This window comes from Actinomadura sp. 3N407 (assembly GCF_052245875.1).
GTDB lineage: Bacteria > Actinomycetota > Actinomycetes > Streptosporangiales > Streptosporangiaceae > Spirillospora.
In genome coordinates this window covers 330,436-347,811 of record NZ_JBQQBP010000002.1, presented here as the reverse complement: position 1 = coordinate 347,811, position 17,376 = coordinate 330,436, and the positions used below count along the sequence as shown (strand labels likewise).

At 68.7% G+C, this 17,376-nt stretch carries 14 protein-coding genes and 1 pseudogene; 10 read left to right on the top strand and 5 right to left on the bottom strand.

Annotation, left to right across the window (positions count from 1 at the left end; genetic code table 11):
• The first annotated feature begins 54 nt into the window (after nucleotides 1-54).
• Entirely contained in the window at nucleotides 55-312 is a 258-nt protein-coding gene (locus ACTWPP_RS05680; protein WP_443103013.1) for a hypothetical protein, read from the top strand.
• A 310-nt stretch (nucleotides 313-622) separates the two neighbouring features.
• Nucleotides 623-1,261 carry a hypothetical protein gene (locus ACTWPP_RS05675; protein WP_443103012.1) on the top strand — a complete coding sequence of 213 codons (639 nt, stop codon included), beginning with the start codon at nucleotides 623-625 and terminating at the stop codon, nucleotides 1,259-1,261.
• 308 nt (nucleotides 1,262-1,569) lie between these two features.
• Here the strand turns inward: ACTWPP_RS05675 and ACTWPP_RS05670 are convergent, their stop codons facing one another.
• Nucleotides 1,570-1,950 (bottom strand): winged helix-turn-helix transcriptional regulator, encoded by a 381-nt coding sequence (locus ACTWPP_RS05670; RefSeq protein WP_443103011.1) that lies wholly within the window; start codon nucleotides 1,948-1,950, stop codon nucleotides 1,570-1,572.
• A gap of 131 nt (nucleotides 1,951-2,081) precedes the next feature.
• On the opposite strand from ACTWPP_RS05670, the gene ACTWPP_RS05665 reads away from it, so the two are divergent.
• The 3 genes and pseudogenes from ACTWPP_RS05665 to ACTWPP_RS05655 form a co-directional block, all read left to right on the top strand.
• Nucleotides 2,082-2,948: an NAD(P)-dependent oxidoreductase gene (locus ACTWPP_RS05665; protein ID WP_443103010.1), complete on the top strand. Its 867-nt coding sequence runs from the start codon at nucleotides 2,082-2,084 to the stop codon at nucleotides 2,946-2,948.
• Nucleotides 2,945-3,838 carry an NAD(P)-dependent oxidoreductase gene (locus ACTWPP_RS05660; protein WP_443103009.1) on the top strand — a complete coding sequence of 298 codons (894 nt, stop codon included), beginning with the start codon at nucleotides 2,945-2,947 and terminating at the stop codon, nucleotides 3,836-3,838. The genes ACTWPP_RS05665 and ACTWPP_RS05660 overlap by 4 nt, the downstream gene beginning before the upstream one ends.
• Nucleotides 3,835-3,979: pseudogene (locus ACTWPP_RS05655) on the top strand (IS481 family transposase); the annotation flags it as partial. The gene ACTWPP_RS05660 and the pseudogene ACTWPP_RS05655, both read left to right, overlap by 4 nt.
• A gap of 1,698 nt (nucleotides 3,980-5,677) precedes the next feature.
• Here the strand turns inward: ACTWPP_RS05655 and ACTWPP_RS05650 are convergent.
• A complete protein-coding gene (locus ACTWPP_RS05650; protein ID WP_443103008.1) occupies nucleotides 5,678-6,919 on the bottom strand; it encodes a DUF222 domain-containing protein in 1,242 nt (413 codons plus the stop codon).
• 1,159 nt (nucleotides 6,920-8,078) lie between these two features.
• Between ACTWPP_RS05650 and ACTWPP_RS05645 the strand changes: the two genes are divergently transcribed.
• From ACTWPP_RS05645 to ACTWPP_RS05635, 3 genes are all read left to right on the top strand, one after another.
• On the top strand, nucleotides 8,079-9,683 hold the full coding sequence (locus ACTWPP_RS05645) for a glucuronyl esterase domain-containing protein (RefSeq protein ID WP_443103007.1): 1,605 nt from the start codon (nucleotides 8,079-8,081) through the stop codon (nucleotides 9,681-9,683).
• A gap of 125 nt (nucleotides 9,684-9,808) precedes the next feature.
• Nucleotides 9,809-10,546, top strand: coding sequence for a class I SAM-dependent methyltransferase (locus tag ACTWPP_RS05640; protein ID WP_443103006.1), 738 nt, complete (start codon nucleotides 9,809-9,811; stop codon nucleotides 10,544-10,546).
• A gap of 370 nt (nucleotides 10,547-10,916) precedes the next feature.
• Nucleotides 10,917-11,888 (top strand): MBL fold metallo-hydrolase, encoded by a 972-nt coding sequence (locus tag ACTWPP_RS05635; RefSeq protein ID WP_443103005.1) that lies wholly within the window; start codon nucleotides 10,917-10,919, stop codon nucleotides 11,886-11,888.
• Between the two features lie 1,093 nt (nucleotides 11,889-12,981).
• Here ACTWPP_RS05635 and ACTWPP_RS05630 read toward each other — a convergent pair.
• A complete protein-coding gene (locus ACTWPP_RS05630) occupies nucleotides 12,982-13,545 on the bottom strand; it encodes a dihydrofolate reductase family protein (RefSeq protein ID WP_443103004.1) in 564 nt (187 codons plus the stop codon).
• A gap of 311 nt (nucleotides 13,546-13,856) precedes the next feature.
• On the opposite strand from ACTWPP_RS05630, the gene ACTWPP_RS05625 reads away from it, so the two are divergent.
• Together ACTWPP_RS05625 and ACTWPP_RS05620 are read left to right on the top strand one after the other, a co-directional pair.
• On the top strand, nucleotides 13,857-15,083 hold the full coding sequence (locus ACTWPP_RS05625) for an ROK family transcriptional regulator (RefSeq protein WP_443103003.1): 1,227 nt from the start codon (nucleotides 13,857-13,859) through the stop codon (nucleotides 15,081-15,083).
• Between the two features lie 293 nt (nucleotides 15,084-15,376).
• The gene (locus ACTWPP_RS05620; protein WP_443103002.1) at nucleotides 15,377-15,913 is read left to right on the top strand and encodes a hypothetical protein; all 537 of its coding nucleotides are present in this window, start codon (nucleotides 15,377-15,379) and stop codon (nucleotides 15,911-15,913) included.
• 89 nt (nucleotides 15,914-16,002) lie between these two features.
• On the opposite strand, the gene ACTWPP_RS05615 is transcribed toward ACTWPP_RS05620, so the two are convergent.
• Both ACTWPP_RS05615 and ACTWPP_RS05610 read right to left on the bottom strand, forming a co-directional pair.
• Nucleotides 16,003-16,611, bottom strand: a complete 609-nt coding sequence (locus ACTWPP_RS05615) for a dihydrofolate reductase family protein (RefSeq protein WP_443103001.1) — start codon at nucleotides 16,609-16,611, stop codon at nucleotides 16,003-16,005.
• Between the two features lie 45 nt (nucleotides 16,612-16,656).
• Complete coding sequence (locus tag ACTWPP_RS05610) at nucleotides 16,657-17,349, bottom strand: hypothetical protein (protein WP_443103000.1); 693 nt, start codon at nucleotides 17,347-17,349, stop codon at nucleotides 16,657-16,659.
• Between the last annotated feature and the right edge of the window lie 27 nt (nucleotides 17,350-17,376).

Below are 17,376 nucleotides of genomic sequence, written 5' to 3'. Positions count from 1 at the left end.
GCCGTGTGAGCGGACGGCCGGGAATCCGGACCGCCCGGCGCTCCTGGAAACGAAGTGATCGACAGCGGCGCGGTGGCCGTTGCTGGGCCCACGCCTGAGCACGCCGCGGCCTTTGTGACCAACAATGCCTCCCATGCCGTCTCACGCAAACTCGGCTACCGTCCCGACGGCGTCGACCGACGCGTGGTCCGGGGAATGATGGTTCCCGATGGCCGTCTGCGTCTGAGCCGCGCCGACTGGGATCATCACCGCACCGTCACCATCGAGGGCCGGACGCCCTGTCTGCCCCTGCTGGGCCTGTCCTCCACGTGACCACTGATGTCAGGCGCACGAGGTTGCCCGGGCCATTGCATCTTTACTTGATCTGCCCCCTACTGCGGGCGGCGGCGCCGTTTGCGGCACCGAGCGTGCCCAGGGCGTTCACCGTGTGTGGCGACACGAGCCAAAATCGTGACCTGTTCCTTCTTGACCGGAATGATCTGCGAGCGTAGGCAGTGACGTGAGGGTTGGAAAGGGCGAAACGACGGAAGTGGAACGGATGTTTCTGGTGCGGCACTTTGCCAGTTTGGTTGCCGGATGGCGAAGGCGGCCGAAACACTCACGGCCACAGCGGGCCAAGCACATGAGCACGTGGGCCGGGCTGGCGCTGCTCGCCACGGCCGCGGGCGGGGCCCTGTACGGCATCGCGACGTCGTTGGCCGACCACAACGCCCCGACCCCGCCGAGCCCGTCGAGCCCGCCTGCTCAGGCCATCGAGACCCAGCCCGAGGACACGCCGCCCACCACGGCGGGCGGGACCGTGCCGAGCGGCAGCCCGTCGCCGTCGCCCTCCCCCACCGCGCCGACCAGCCCGCGCCACCCGTCGGTGAACAAGCCGCAAGGGAAGGCCGCCATCTCCTCGCGAGGCGCACTCGACCCGGACAGCAACGACCACTGGGCCCAGAACAACCTCACCCTGCGGGTGCAGCGGCCGCTGCGCGCTCTGACGGTCACGATCCGGGTGGTCCGCACCGAGCGTGTCCAGGCCACCGGTTCGTGGCTGACGCTGCCGAGCAGCAACTTCAAGGCCTCCACTGAGACCACCCGGGACGCGGTCGTCTACCGGTGGACGCTCTTGCCGAAACGCACCGTCGGGCCGGGCTCGTACGTCTTGGCCGCCCAGTACAACCGGACCACCGCCCACAATTCGCGCAAGGACGCCTACACGGTCCGAGCCACGGAACGGGACGGCCCTGCTGTCACCGCCGAAGGCCACTTCTGATCGAAGGGGCAGGCGGAGGGCGTCGACGCGTGCGCCCCGATTCTCGCTGAACCACCCACAGTCGGCCACGTCGACCTCGTCCCATCCGAGCCGGTCATCGCCGTCACGCGGCTCGGCGGGGCAGGTCTTCGGCGTCTGTCTCCCCTTGGTCGAGGGCCGTCTCGCCGTGATCTGAGCTATGGACCTTCGCTCCCCCTGGGGTCGGCACGCCGCACACTCCACAGCCGCCGTCGCCGTGCCAATCGCCGTCATACCGGCCGATCGCACGGCATGTCCGCCGACCCGTGATCATCGCTAGCCGTTGCGGGTCAGGACGTTGTTGAGGCGGCGGTTCGAGGGGTGTCGGTGACATCGAGGCCTTCTCGGCGCAGTCGTTCTTGCCCCCACTTGCCGAGTGGGCGTAGTGCCTCGTTGAGGGAGATGCCTGACTCGGTGAGGGAGTATTCGACCTTCGGCGGCACCTCTGGGTAGACCTTGCGGTGGACGAGACCGTCTCCCTCCATCTGGCGGAGGTGCTGGGTGAGCATCTTCTCGCTCACACCCGGCAGTGCGCGGCGGAGCTCGGCGAAACGTCGCGTGCCATGGGTGTGTAGCTCCCAGAGGACGAGGCCCTTCCACTTCCCGCTGACGACGTCCAGAGCGGCGTCGATGCCGCAGATGTACGGCCCGGACCGTGGTGCCTTCGCCATGACGACTCCCTACTTACGAACTGGTAAGTACCGCAGATAAAAGTGGGTACTTCCCCGGCTGGTGGTGTCTTGCTCAGCATGGAGGCATGCCAACAACATCCACAACCCCGCACATGCGCTCCGGCGTCACGGTGCTCGGCCTCGGCGACATGGGCAGTGCCCTCGCCGCCCGGCTCGTCGACACCGGTCACCCGGTGACGGTGTGGAATCGGACTCCTGGACGCGACAAGCCTCTGATCGAAGTCGGCGCCGAGGCCGCTGCGACCGTGGCCGACGCGATCACCGCGCAGCCGCTGATCGTTGCCTGCCTGCTCAGACACCTCTCGGTCCACGAGACCCTTGACCCCGTCGTCGACGGGCTGCGCGGCCGAACCTTGGTCAACCTCACAACGACCACTCCGAATGAAGCGCGCGAGCTCGCCGCATGGGCCGCCGAGCATGACGTCTCGTATCTCGACGGCGCGATCATGGCGGTGCCCGACATGATCGGATCGCGCGAGGCACAGATCTTCTACAGCGGTTCACAGACGGCATTCGAGCAGCACCGCGACATCTTCGACACCTGGGCGACCAGCACATTCGACGGCCGGGACGCGGGCATGGCGTCGCTGATCGACCTCGCGATGCTGTCGGGCATGTACCAGATGTTCGCGGGCTTCATCCACGGTGCCGCCATGGTCGGGTCCGAAGGCATGACCGCGACGGAGTTCGCCGCCCGCACGACCCCGTTCATCAGCGCCATGACCAACGGATTCGCCGGGTACGCAGAGGTCATCGACGGTGGCGACTACGCTGTCCCGGGGCAGCAGAGCCTGGAGTTCTCCGACCTGTCCCCCATCGTCCGGGCCAGCGACGAACAGGGCGTGAACCCGGCGACACTCGCGGCGGTGCAGGCGCTGATCAGCCGGCAGATCGCCGCCGGACACGGCTCCGAAGGGCTCGCGCGGATCTATGAGAGTTTGCGCGCGGACGACCGGACGTTCGGTGGTGTCGCGTGAGCGCCTCGCCCGTCACCGTGATCGGCCTGGGCCCGATGGGCCAGGCGATGGCCCACTCCCTGCTGGCTGCCGGGCACCCCGTCACAGTGTGGAACCGTACTCCGCAGCGCGCGGAAAGTGTTGTCGCCGCCGGAGCACGACTGGCGGCGTCGCCTGCCGAGGCCGTGGCGGCCGGTGACCTGGTCATCCTCAGCTTGACCGACTACCAAGCGATGTGGAACGTCCTCGGCAACGCCACCGCCTCACTCGCCGGACGCACGCTCGCCAATCTCAGCTCGGACACACCGGACAAGACCCGCGAGGCGGCGGACTGGGCGGCTTCGCACGACGCGTCGTTCGTGGCGGGCGGCGTGATGGTGCCCGCCCCGATGGTCGGCACGGACCACTCCTACGCCTACTACAGCGGCGACCAGCGTGGCTTCGACGCTCATCGAGACACCCTCGCCCACATCGGAGATCCACGGTTCCTGGGTGACGATCCGGGACGTGCCCAGCTCATGTACCAAGCGAATCTCGACGTCTTCCTGACCACACTGGCCGGATTCGCACACGCCACCGCCCTCGTGGGCTCCGCGGGGATCACGGCCGAAACATTCCTGCCCGAGGTCATGCAGCTGTTCACCGCGATCCCCGACATGATCGCCCCTGGCGGCATCGCGGCTCTCGGAGCTCGTATCGATGCCGGCGAGCATCCCGGCGAGGGCAGCAACAACATCATGATGGGCGCCACCGCCGACCACATCCACGCCACCGCCGAGTCGGTCGGCATCGACACCGCACTCCCTCGTGCGGTGCAAACGCTCTACCGTCGTGCCATCGACGGCGGACACGGCACCGACGGCTGGACCCGCACCATCGACGGCATCCGAGCCCCCGAGACAAATGCATGAATGCCGTCCACCGGAATGCTCCACTGCCGGCCGAAGGCGCCGACGACTCGTGGAACGGTGCCAAGACCGGCCGATCGCACACGTGGCCGCAGGACGGGTATCTCCCGAGCGTGCGTGTCGAAGTGGGTCAACCGCTGGCGCCATCAGCGTCTTGAATGCGCACTACAGCTACCACCGGCTGCACAGCGGAGCCGGCGGCCAGCCGCCCGCCTCTCGGCTGCGCTGGGGCGTCACCAACGTTCAGCCCTCCTACAGCTAGCCCTCCTTTCGCGCGTGGTCGAGCTTGGCGTCGTCGGTCGAAGAAGGATCGGCGGTGGCGCTGCCGGCCCACGGAGGTGAGGTCGTCGGCAAGCCATCTGTAGGCGGGGGTGTTCGCCGGCCGGGGCGATCCTGCCGGAGGCTGGACCAGGCGCTCAGTCCAGCGGGGAAAGACGGATTGGCGAGATCGTCCAGGCCGGGGACTTCGACGGACCGTGAGGGATGGCGGCGCCTCCACCAGGTCGAGGTCGGCGTCGGTTCGGGTCGGCAGTGATCTGATGAGAGGGTCGAGGCGGACGAGCTGCTGCGGGGCGTTGAGTCGCGCTCAGACAGTGGGTGCCGCATCTCGAAGAACCGGCCGCCGGGCGCAGCGCATGCGCCCGCGGCCATCAGCCCCCCACCGGCCCGGGCGCACACCTGGATCCGCGGACCCCGAGATGCGCGCGGCACGCCGCGACGGCAGCAGCATGGACGGAGCGTCCACACAGCCCACAAGGCCAGGAGTTGCTCCAGTACGGCACCGCCGAGGCCGCCACCCCGATGGGAACGTCCGATCCACACTCCGGCCTCGGCCGCCTCTTTTCACTCTCCACCGGACACAGCCGGGCAGCTCCCACCACCGCCGCCCCCACGACGATGGCATACGTGGCCTCCAACGGTTCGGCCGCCAGCGCCCTCGACCGATGGAAACGCAAGAATTCGTCCCGACGCTCGGTGGTCCACCCCGGTGGCCCGGCCACCGGCGGCATCACCTCAAGAGGATCCGCGTCCGCCACGGCGGCATCCAACAACTCCAGCAGCAGCTCACCTTTGAGCGGCCGGAGCATCACGTCGTTACGCATGACCCGATCCTGCCACTCCCATCACAGTGAACCGCCCAACCACCGCAGCTCGCCCCTCCTCCCCGCACCTGTCGCCGACCATCGAAGGCACCCGAGGCGGCGGCACGCCTCTCACCGCACATCCGACCGACCGGGGCATCAAGGTAGGCGGCGCGCGCCGCGCTTCCCCACCACCGACAACCGCCCAGACCTCCCCAACTCGCGCCCCAGCTTCACCGCAGTCGACCGGCAGGAGCAGACCGGCCTCCACAGGTAAGAGCAGATCAGCCTCCGCGAACAGGGAACCCTGACTAGGCGTTCCCCGGAGAAGCCGCCTCGGCCGCGCCCGCACCCAAGCCGTCCTGGGAACGCCCTGCAAGGGATCGCCAAGCGCGGTGGGAGGAGCCGTGCCCTGCTGACGAGTCCCGTCATCGCCGGGCTCGCACAACCTGACCGCCCGGACATCGCCTTGGGAGGCACACCCTGCGCCGGCGGCCGAGATACATCGGCTGGACGTCCTGCCAGCCCAGCCCGTCTCCGCCGGGTCCGTGCGCTGACGCTGACAGAGCCGTGGGCACCTGCGGTGAGTGCGCCCGGACTCTGCGCGCACCGGCGGCCGAGGCCCCCTGGACCGGCGCATCAGCGTGATCTCCGCAGCAGTCACCGCGTCCGACACCACACCCCAGGCCCAGCCAGCCCGGCATTGAGACCTGCCAGCGGCCAAGATCGGTGTCGTTCGGGTAGCCGACGATTCTGGGCGTCATGCGGCCCAGCCGAGTTCGGTTGGTGGGTGGTTTGTCGGTGCGGTGTGGGGTGGCGGGAGGACGCGGTAGATGTAGCGTCCGTTGGCGTGCCGGGCGATGTGGATTTGTTCGGCGTTGGTGTGTTTGAAGCGGTTGTGCCAGCCGCAGGCCAGGGCGAGTTGGTCGATGTCGGTGGGGCTGTTGCCGAGGGCCCAGCCGTTGACGTGGTCGACTTCGCAGAGTGTGCCGGGGACTTGGCAGTCCTGGACGGCGCAGGTGGGGTAGAGGGTTTCCAGGACGCGGCGTTGGGCGGGGGTGGCGAACCGTTGGCGGCGGCCGAGGTAGAGCGGTAGGTGTCCGCGTCCCAGTAGCAGGGGCGAGACGCCGGCGGTCAGGGCGATGCGGCGGGCTTGGGCGGCGGGGATCGGGGTGCCGTCGGTGAGCCGGGCGGGGGCGGTGCCGCCGGTGAGGGTGTCCAGGTCGCAGATGACGGTGACCTTGGTGGCCTGGTGGCCGCCCGACAGGAGGCTGGACACTGCCGCCGCGGTCCGTTCGGGCAGGTCCCGGTGGTCGTTGTCGCCGGTGGGTGTGGCCAGGGGTGCGAGTGTGCCGTCCCAGATCGCGGTGTCTTCGGGGTTGAGCCAGCCCTTGATGTACCGGCCGCCGTCCAGGGACCGTGTGGAGGTGATCCAGGACCGCTGGTATCCGCGTCGTGTGTCGGTGTCGGGTTCCTCCGTGTCGTCGCGTTCGGCGATGATGTCTCGGATCCGGCCGCCGAACGCGGCGATCTTCCCGGCCGAGAACCCTTGTTCGACCATGTCGAGGAGCACGGTTTCGGCTTTGGCGCAGTCGGTGTCGTCCAGGCGGGCGACCGCACCGGCGATGGTGGCGGCGTACCCGAATGAGAGCGTTCCGGCGGCGCACCGGTCGGCTACTTCGGGCAGGCGGTGCCGCTGCCGGGCGAGGGTGAGGCGTTCTTTGGCGCGGGTGTCGCGCATGCCCAGCCGTGATCGTAGCCACGCCTGGGTGGAGGGCAGGCCCCAGCGGCGTGTCTCTCCGGCGGTGTCCACCCGCCCGATCAGGCCGGCCAGGGCGCTTTCGTGCGCGTCCGATGCCGCAGCCAGGGTTTCGGCGAGTTCCATGCACGCGGCCGCCGATTCGGGTGGGGTGCGTCCGGCCAATTGGGCGGCGATCGCGGCTGCGGCGTGCACCAATTCCATGGTGGACGCCTCGTCGAGATCGACGGTGATCGGACGCATGGGAAAAGAATACCGGTTGATCAAAGCGACCGGGCCGAGAAATGGGCTTGATTATTGTCACTCTGCGGCTAGTCGGAGCCGGTGAGTTGGAGAATCGAACTTCGGGGTTGCCTTTTCGGACGCACCCGTGGCCGGGTGTGGGGTCTGTGTGTTGGTGAGCTGGGCGGTGGGGTGGCGCGTCGGGCAGAGGGGAGGCGGAGCCTGCCCGACGAAAGCTGCACTCAGGGGCCGCAGAGGCTCCGAAGTCAAGGGTGGGACGGAGTCCCATCGCGAAGCGACGCGAAGCGCCCTTGACTTTGGAGGGGCGGCCCCGTACGCAGCGCCACCCCACCGCCGAACCGCCAACCCCGAACACAGAAATCGAGCCAGTGAAGTCCAGCAGCCAGAACAACGAAACACGGACCTATATTGAGTCGATGTAGTCGCCGCGATCGCGCCTCGAATAATCCTAGGACGCAACAGATGCCATCGGTGTGCTGTCACCCACGGAGGCCTTCCTCAAGCGCCGGTGGTCGTGAAGCGGGACGAGTTGAACCTCTGATCGCCTGAGCGACTCGTCCCCAGCCCAGCCGCCGGGTTCCTCTACCCCTCGGACAGACGGCGGGCACGTGGAGCAGCCGACTCGACCGATGAAACAGCCGACTCAACCGATGGAACAACCGACTCGGCCGATGGAGCAGCCGACTCGGCCGATGGAGCAGCCGACTCGACCGCCCCTCGGGCGTACCGTCCAGCAGATCTAGCAGCGCGGTCATGTGGTGTTTCCCGTATGCCACGCCTGCTGGCTTCCAAGGAGGCGGCGGATCGCCCGTGCAAAGCTGTCCGGAACGTCCTACATGGCAGCGGCCCAGCCCTACCCAGCACATGCGTGACATCTGTCGGGCAGCGAAAATGTTTCGACGAGTCGACCGCCCAGCGAGGAGATCGCCCAGGGCAGGCCGGATGCCGCCCGCACAACCGGGACCACTTCCATACATCCAACACCGCGCGAAACCCGGCGACGCTTACTGATCATCATTCGTTGACCTATGAAAGGAAATGAAAGCATCCCGGGGCGCCATTGACATGTCTCGCTACCTCATCTGAAACTCGGGACTGTCGACATCCGTGATCATCGATCGCTGCGCAGCCTTCAACGCCTCCTGGAAGGAGGGCCCTAGTGGTCATCGGCTCGGGCCGTTCCATGCTGCGTGCGACGATCGTCATGTTGGCGATAGCGGCGCTTGCGATCGCTGGAGCGGTACAGGTAATAGCGAGAACAACAATTGCCGAGGCCGCCGCCGGCAGCCTCGTGGCGGCCTCGTCCGTTGAAGACGAGGGCGCCGACTGCGAGGTCACTGTCCCCGGCTCTTTGCCCGCCGACTCCAAGCTCCCCGATCCCTTCAGGAAGCTGGACGGTACGCGCATCACCACCAAGTCCGACTGGCGGTGCCGACGGGCAGAAATCAAGGAACTGGCGGAGCGATACGTCTACGGCGAGAAGCCCGCAAAACCGGCAAGTGTCACTGGGACGGTTTCGAATAACAACATCACTGTCAATGTGTCGCACAACGGCAGAACCGCCAGCTTCTCAGCGGGCGTCCAACTGCCGAGCGGTACCGGACCTTTCCCGGCCGTCATTGTACTTGGGGGATTCGGAGCGGACACGAACACGATCAGGTCCGCCGGTGCCGCCGTCATCAGCTACGACCCTCTCGCGGTCGGGGAAGAGGGCACAGGACGGAACAACAAGCAAGGCGCGTTCTACGGCATCTACGGCGCCACGAGCAGCACCGGACTGCTGGCCGCCTGGGCCTGGGGTGCGAGCCGCATCATCGATGTCATTGAGCAGTCGGGTGGCAACATCCTCAAAGCGGATGCGATGGGCGTCACGGGATGCTCGCGCTACGGAAAGGGAGCTTTCGCTGCCGGCGCGTTCGATCAGCGTATTGCTCTGACCATGCCGATCGAGTCGGGTAGCGCCGGTGTTCCCATCTTCCGCGGGATTCCAGGGGAGAGCGGTGCCCAGCCTCTGAGCAGCGCATATGACGAGCAGCCGTGGCTTGGCGATGCGTTCGGCTCCTTCACGGGCAACCCGACCACGCTGCCGGTGGATACGCACGAGATGGTCGCCATGATCGCGCCGCGAGGCTTGTTCGTCATGGAGAACCCTCACATTGATTGGCTGGCTGCCAGGTCGGGGAGTGTCGCGGCCCTGGCCGGGGCGGAGGTCTACAAGGCGCTCGGTGCGGGAGACAACATCACCTACTGGTCCGACATTCAGGACGGTAGCCACTGCGCTGACCGGTCCGAATGGCAGGCGCCCTTGCAGGCCAACATCCAGAAGTTCTTGCTGAAGACCGGCAATGCGTCTGGCACATTCAGGATCTCGAGCAGCAAGGCCGGCAACCTGGCTGAGTGGCGGGACTGGCAGACTCCCACCCTCTCCGAAGGCCCGACGACCCCGACCACCCCGCCGACAACCGCACCGACCGGTGACTGCTCGGCGTCGGTGTCGATCAACCAGTGGACGGGCGGTTTCGTCGCCACGGTGCAAGTCACCGCAGGTTCCTCGCCGGTCAATGGCTGGACGGTCACCATGCCCCTGCCGCCGGGCACCAGCATCACCAACGCGTGGAACGCCGACCGTAATGGGAACACCGGCACGGTCGAGTTCGCCAACGTCAATTTCAACGGCTCCATCGCTCCTGGCCAGTCGACCGAGTTCGGCTTCCAGGGCACCGGGAGCGGCACCGGAATGACCCCCACATGCTCTGCTGGGTAGGTCCCGCGATCGGCGAGTCTCCAGGGCTCGGTGTGAAGGCGCCACACCTCCACACCGGGCCTCCCCTCCTAGTGCGGTGACCACCTGCCTCCGCTGAGTCACGCGCACTTCGTTGATGTTGCGGCGTGTTCGTCTTACCAAGCGCAACCAAGGCGAGCACGCCGCAGATCAACAGCCCCTGCCAGCGCCCGGAGGTTGACGGATTGGCTACCGTGTCGCCCATGCCTGACACCTGGCTGTCCGATACCCGCTCTTCGTACGACACCGACGCCTCCGGATACGCCGAGAAGGTGCGTGGCCTGCTTGATGGGAGGCCTTATCTACGCGCGAGCCTGGCATTGTTCGCCGACTTGGTGCACGGTGCCGGAGGCGGGCCGGTCGCCGATGTCGGCTGCGGGCCGGGCTACGTCACCGGTCATCTCCACAACCTCGGAGTGGACGCGTTCGGCATCGACATCTCGCCCGAGATGATCGCCATCGCGCGGCACGACTACCCCGGCCTACGCTTCGAGGTCGGGACGATGACCGCCCTCGACCTGGCGGACGATTCGGTCGCCGGCGTACTCGCGTTCTGGTCCGTGATCCACGTGCCCGACCACGCCGTGCCCGGCGTGTTCGAGGAGTTCCACCGAGTGTTGCGCGCGGGGGGTCCGCTACTGGTCGGCTTTCACGTTGGTGACGAGACACGACATACGTCCGAGGGCTACACGGGTCGCCCGATCAACGTTGAAAGTCACCACCGCCGGCCGAGCAAGGTCGCGGGCTGGCTTCGTGACGCGGGGTTCACGATCGAGGCCGAACTGGTCATCGGGCCGGACGAGGACTCCCCGGGAGCCGTCATCTTCGCGCGCAGCCACGCCTGACCGCGCCCTGATGCCACCGTCTACTGCTTTTGCGGCTCATGACGTTGGTGACATAGGACGGCACTCCTGAAACTTGGGTGCCTAGTGCGGTGACCACGACGTTCACCGGGTCGGTCATGCAGCTTTGGGGCGTCGGCGGCCCCAGCGTCGGCGGCCCCAGCGTTGCCGGCGTCGGCTGCGGACGCGGGTTCCTCCGTTGTGGCGCAGGCGGCCTGTCGTCGTCCACCGGTGTCGGGGCTCGTCTGCCTCTGGTGGAGGCCGAGGTTAGGGTGCTGTTATGTGCGAGACAGCGGGCACACAGGGGGAAGCTGTAGCGTCTATGCCGCGTCCGGCGGCCGGGGCGGCGGTTGACCCCATTGCGCTGGAACCGGTGGACGAAGTCGAGATCGTCACCCTGGTGGACAACGTCTATGACGCGTTGCTGACGGACGGCGAGCGCACCCGCCGGGTCGGGTTCGGCGCCGGCATGGTGGAGGCGCCGCAGTTCGAGGATGGGCGTACCCCCACCGGAATGATCGCGGAGCATGGTTTCTCGGCGCTGGTGACGGTGCGCCGGGCCGGTCGCTCGCACACGCTGTTGTTCGACACCGGCCTGTCCCCGGACGCGATGGTCACCAACGCCGGGCGGATCGGGATCGACCTCGGTGACGTCCGGGCCGTCGTGCTCAGCCACGGTCATTTCGATCACGCGGGCGGGCTGGCCGGGCTGGCGCGCGGGGGCGGCGTCCGGTCGCTGCCGATGGTGCTGCACCCGCGGGCGTGGACGAAGCGACGGCTCGCGGTGCCCGGTCGGGAGACGGAGTACCTCCCCACCTTGAGCAAGCGGGCGCTGGACGGGGAGGGCTTCGAGGTCATCGAACGCCGTGAGCCTTCGCTCCTGCTGGACGGCGGTGTGCTGATCACGGGGGAGGTGGACCGCACCACGGAGTTCGAGCACGGCATGCCGCGCCCGCATCAGGCGTGGACGGGTACCGAGTGGGTCCACGACCCGCTGGTGACCGATGATCAGGCTCTCGTCGTGAACGTGCGCGACCGGGGGCTGGTCGTGCTGACGGGCTGCGGTCACGCGGGCGCGATCAACATCGTCCGGCATGCGAGGCGGTTGACGGGGGTGGACCGGTTGCACGCCCTCGTCGGCGGGCTGCACCTGGGCGGCCCGGCCTTCGAACCGGTCATTGCGCCCACCGTCCACGCTTTGACCGAGTTCGGCCCGAGCCTCGTCGTCCCAGGTCACTGCACCGGCTGGCGTGCCCAGCACGCGTTGGCCTCGGCTCTGCCCGACGCCTGGGTGCAGGGCAGCAGCGGCACCACATACCGGCTGTCTGCCGCAGATCATCAGTGATCGTCGCGTGACGCCGCACGAATCCTCGCATCGCGTAGTGATGATCGTCGACGCCGGTTCCAACCCGTTCGAAGTCGGGGTGGCCACCGAACTGTTCGGTCTGCGCCGTCCGGAACTGGGACGGCCGTGGTACGACTTCGGGCTGTGCGCCGCGGGCGGCATGGCCGTCATGCACGCCGGGTTCTTCACCATCTCGGGCGTCGCGGATCTGGCGGCGGTGGAGCACGCCGACCCGGTGATCGTCCCCAATCGGCCCGACCCGGAGGTGGACCCGCCACCGGCGGTGCTGGACGCGGTCCAGTGCGCCGCACGGCGCGGCGCCCGGCTGGTCAGCTTCTGCACCGGCGCGTTCGCGCTGGCGGCGGCGGGGGTCCTCGATGGACGCCGCGCCGCCACGCACTGGTGCTGGGCGGAGCTGATGCGGTCCCGTTTCCCCGCGGTGCGCCTCGAACCGGACGTGCTGTTCGTGGACGGCGGCGACGTCCTGGCCTCCGTCGGCAGCGCCGCCGCGCTCGACCTCGGCCTGCACATCGTCCGCCGTGACCACGGTTCCGAGGTCGCGAACGCGGTGAGCCGCCGCCAGGTGTTCGCCGTGCATCGTGACGGCGGTCAACGGCAGTTCCTCGAACGTCCCGTGCCCGAGGTCCCGGACACGTCTCTGGCGTCCCTGGTCGGCTGGGCACGGGAACGTCTGGATCGTCCGTTGACCGTGGCGGTTCTGGCGGCCCGCGCGGCCGTCAGCCCGGCGGCCCTGCACCGGCGGTTCCAGGCCGAGCTGGGCACCACTCCGCTCGCCTGGCTGACCGCCGGACGCGTCTCCTTGGCCTGCACCCTCATCGAACGCGGCGAGCCGAGGCTGGACGTGGTCGCCAGGCCAGCGGCCTCGGCAGCACCGCCAACCTGTGAGCGCAGATGCGGCGCCAGACCGGCCTCAGCCCCTCCGCCTACCGCGAACGGTTCGCGCAGACCCACGGTTGACCGGGCTGGGAGGCAGACGGCACACGGATGTGAGTGCCCTCGGCGAGGGGGCGATCACGCCGGATCACCCGTGGCCACGGCGATCGTCCGTGGCCACGGTGGTGTGTTCGCCTGCTCAGGAGCGCTTCGGTTCGAGGTGCAGGGCGGTGATCCCGCAGTCGAACGGGCGTGCCGTGACGAGCTGAAGCCGCTGGTGGGAGTCCAGCTTGGGGAACACGGGCATCCCTTCCCCGAGCGCGGTCGGGTTGACGAACAGGTGGATCTCGTCGAGCAGGCCCTCCGCGATCAGGTTCGCCACGAGCGTGCCGCCCCCGTAGGCGATCATGTCGCCGCCCGGCTGGGCCTTGAGCCGGTTCACGGTCTCGGCGAGGTCGCCGCCGGCGACGGTGGCGTTCTTCCACGGCGACTCGGTGAGCGAGTCGGAGATGACGACCTTGGGCGTGTTGTTCATCCAGTCGATGGATGCCTGGTCCTCACCCTCCGGACCGGACTCCCAGGCCGGGATGAACCCCTCGGCCAGCTTGCGGCCCAGCACGATGGTGTCGACCGGCTGGGTGAGCGCGTCGATGTAGGCGTTGATGTCGTCCGTCCAGGGGAAGGTCATCCAGTCCATCTCGCCGTTCGGGCCGCCCATGTAGCCGTCGACGCTGGTCTGGACCTGAAGCTTGAATTTACGCACGGGACGTCCCTTCCGAGTTCGTGCTCAAGTTCGTGTTCGTGTTCGTGTTCGTGTTCGGGTCGAGTTCGGGTGAGGACGGCGGATCCGTCCGGCCTGTGGCCTTCAACCTCGACTCCCTGGAGCATGGCGCAACCCGTTTACGGAATCTTTACGGCCGCGCCCATGTGCATCTGGCTTGCCCAAATCGGCCGGTGTATCACTGGTATGTCGAGCGTCCGAGCGTTGCGCGCCAGTACGAGAAGGTCGGCGGACGGGCTCCGAGCACGGTCGCTTGGGTAACTTGGTGGTGTCGCACGGTGAGAGGAGGAGCAGTGTCGTCCTCTCTCGTGTCGGGCGGCACCGGCACGGGGCGGCGGGTTTCGCCGGCGACTCGGCAACGCAAGCTCGGGGTTCTGCTGCGTGAGGTGCACCGGGACGGGGCGGTGTCGCGCACCGAGCTCGCCGACCGGATGGGCGTGAACCGGAGCACGATCCTGACGCTGATCGCCAAGCTCGCGGCGACGGGCCTGGTGCGTGAGGAGACTTCGGCGACGACGGGCCGGGCGGGCCGGCCGTCGCTGGTGGTCCGTCCCGCGACCAGCCAGGTGTACGTGCTGGCCTTCGATGTCGCGGTGGACCGGCTCGTCGCCGCGAGGGTCGGGCTCGGCGGCACGGTGCTGGAGCGCAGGGAGACGGTACGGCGCCGCAGCCAGGACGACCTGGACGAGGTGGTCACCGCCCTCGCCGAATTCGGCGGCGCGCTCGTGGCCGCCGCACCCCCGGGCGCGACATGCGTGGGCGTCGGCGCGTCGTACTGCGGCCTGATCGGGGCCGCCGACGGGAAGGTGCGCCTGGTGCCCACCATCGGCTGGACGGACGTCGACTTCGGTCCGGCTCTCGGCCGCCGGCTGGGACTGGGGCTGCCCGTCGCCGTCGGCAACGAAGCCCATCTGGGCGCCCTCGCCGAGCATGAACGCGGTGCGGGCGTCGGCAGCCGGAATCTCGTCTACCTCCACGGGGACGTCGGGGTGGGCGGCGGCATCATCGTCGGCGGCAGGCTGCTGGACGGTGACGACGGCTACGCCGCCGAACTCGGGCACATGATCGTCAATCCGTATGACGGCCGTCCGTGCAACTGCGGTTCGCGTGGCTGCCTGGAGGCGGAGGTGGGCGAGTCGGCGCTGCTGGAGGCGGCCGGACGCACCGGCGGGCCGATCGGCCGCGACGGCGTGCGCGCCGTCGTGAAGGCGGCGGAGAACGGTGACGTGGCCGCCCGCGCGGCCCTGGACCGGGTCGGCGACTGGCTCGGCATCGGCGTGACCAATCTCATCAACCTGTTCAATCCCGGCGTCGTCGTCTTCGGCGGGATGCTGAGCGAGATCTACCGGGGGTCCGCGCCCCAGGTCAGTGCCCGCGTGAAGGCCGGCGTCCTGCCCGTCTCCCGCGAACGTGTCGCGCTCCGGACGGCCGCGCTCGGATACGACTCCACCCTGGCGGGCGCCGCCGAACTGGGTTTCGCCGCGCTCCTGGCCGACCCCCTGGGCGTTCTCGACGCCTGACCGGCCCCGCCTGTGTCAGTGCCCCATTACGAGGAACGCGGCGGCCGCGACGGCGTGGGCGACGACGGTGATGATCAGGACGGCGATGAAGACGGCCGTGTGAGGGTGGCCGCCTCGTGCGACGTGCCGTGGCCGCCGCTTTAGTCCTACCGCTTCACTCGGGTGGGGGACGGCACCGGGTCTCTGGAGGGAGGTGCAGGACGGCGCGGCCGATGAGCATGAAGAGCGTTCGTACAGAGGAGCGTTCGCGCAGAAGCGTGCGTGCAGAAGCGTTCGCGCAAAGGGAGGCCGCCATGACCACCGCTCGCCCGGTTCCCCCGTGGGCCGACCGCATCGCCCACATCATCCCATTCACCGTGCTGCCGTCCGGATTGTGGCGGATTGCCCTGGGTCTCGGTGTGCCGGTGGGATTCACCGAGGGGAGCGGGTTCACCGACTTCCCGCATCCGTTCGGGACGCCCTATGTCTTCACGCTGAGCATCCTCGCCGAACTCTTCGCCCTGCTCGCGCTCGGGCTGGTGCGGCCGTGGGGGGAGGTCTTCCCACGCCGGTTCCCGCTGGTCGGCGGACGCCGCGTGCCCGTCTCCTTCGCCGTCGGCGCCGCGTCGCTCGGTGCCGCCGCGGTCACGCTCATCGGCGTGGCCGGAGCCTCGAACTGGGCGGGGGCGATGTCCGCCCCGGAGAGCCCGGACGGGTTCGCGGCGGCGTTGATGACGTTCGCCTATGCGCCGTTCCTCGCCTGGGGCCCGCTGCTGGCGATCCTGACCGTCCACTATCTCCGCCGCCGCACCACGCGAACCGTCCCGGCTCACGCCCTGAGCGACGCTTGATGTCTCAAGTCAAGTCGCGGCGGGCGAAGCACGAGCTGGTTCGCCTCGGTGGACGAGTCGATCCGGACCGGCGACGGCGCCAGGCGTGCTCAGCCGACCACGCGGTAGCGCAGGTGCGTGACCCCTGGGGCGTCGATGACGCGGACGAGGTCGAGCTGATGGGGCGAGCCCGGCGCGCCGAAGAGCGACCGGCCGGCGCCGAGCAGTACGGGGACCTGGTGGATCTCGAGCTCGTCCAGCACTCCGGCCTGCAGCGCCAGCTGCGCCGTCGTCGCCCCGTGGACCATCACGTCGCGGTCACCGGCGGCCTCCTTGGCCCGCGCCATGGCCGCCTCGATGCCGTCGGTGGCGTAGCGGACGTTGGGGCCCTGGACGGCGTCGTCGCCGGCCTCGGAGCGGGTGAACACCTCAATGTGGACGCCGTCGTGGTGGTCGCCGCCCCAGCCGCCGGCCGCCTCGAACGTGCGCCGTCCCGTCAGCACGGCACCGGTGGCCAACATCTCCTGGACCACCGGAACGCTGGCCGCGTCGGTCCGGAGGACCGGTAGGCCGACTCCCCCGCGGGCCTCGTGGTCGCCGTCGAACAGCCACGCGTGCAGCTGCTCGCCGCCGGTGCCGAGGCCGTTCTCCGGGCCGTCATCGGGGCCGGCGATGAAGCCGTCGAGCGACATGGACATGTAGAGCACGGAGCGGGACACGGTCGGGTCCTCCTGTCGTGACGGAGTGTGGACGGGCCGAGGGAATCACGGTGAGTTCGGCCTTAGTCGGGAGTCGATTTCCTCCAGGAGTTGCAGTGCCGCCTCGTCCTCCAGCCGGGCGAAGGCGGCGCTGACGGCGTCGGCCGCCGGACCGCCGGTCAGCCACGCGACGACCTGCCGATATGGACGGGACGAGGTGTCCCAGAAAGCGTTCCCCAGCCGCGGGCGCTGTCGTCGCCATGTCGGTTCAAGGCTGACGAACTCGTGCAGATGCCTGATGGCCTGTTCGGACGTCAGTGCGCCCCACTCGTCCAAGAAGGGGCCCATGTCGGGACCTGCGCCGCCGAGCGCGCAAAGGGCCGTGTCCACGGACGGGCAGGTGGGATAGCCCGCCAGCGTCCGCGTCCAGAATGCGTGGAAGAACGCGATGACGGCCCCGCGCTGGGGCCAATCGTGCCAGCCCGCCTCACGGAACTTGGTGAAGACGATTTCCGGGTCCGGCCAGCCGAAAGCGTCGTCGGCGGCCAGTTCCAGCAGCCGCGGTGCGAAGTAGCGGAACTCCTCGGGGCCGCCCCAGGTGTTCAGCGCCTTGGCCGCGTACCGGGCCAGGTCCTCTGCGGTGAGGTCGCGGAGCGGGTGGGCGAGCAGCGGCCGTCCCTCGTCAGGGCCGACACAACACGGGCACCCGTGCAATTCCGCCGGACGCGGAACGTCCGCGAACGCCGCATACAGATCCACGTCACCCCCCGCAAAGCCCTGACCGGT

Bases quoted from the DNA above. Each gene is read 5' to 3' on its own strand.
- ACTWPP_RS05675 (WP_443103012.1), top strand. From the start codon at position 623: ATGAGCACGTGGGCCGGGCTGGCGCTGCTCGCCACGGCCGCGGGCGGG.
- ACTWPP_RS05670 (WP_443103011.1), bottom strand. From the start codon at position 1,950: ATGGCGAAGGCACCACGGTCCGGGCCGTACATCTGCGGCATCGACGCC.
- ACTWPP_RS05650 (WP_443103008.1), bottom strand. From the start codon at position 6,919: ATGCGTCCGATCACCGTCGATCTCGACGAGGCGTCCACCATGGAATTG.
- ACTWPP_RS05620 (WP_443103002.1), top strand. From the start codon at position 15,377: ATGACCACCGCTCGCCCGGTTCCCCCGTGGGCCGACCGCATCGCCCAC.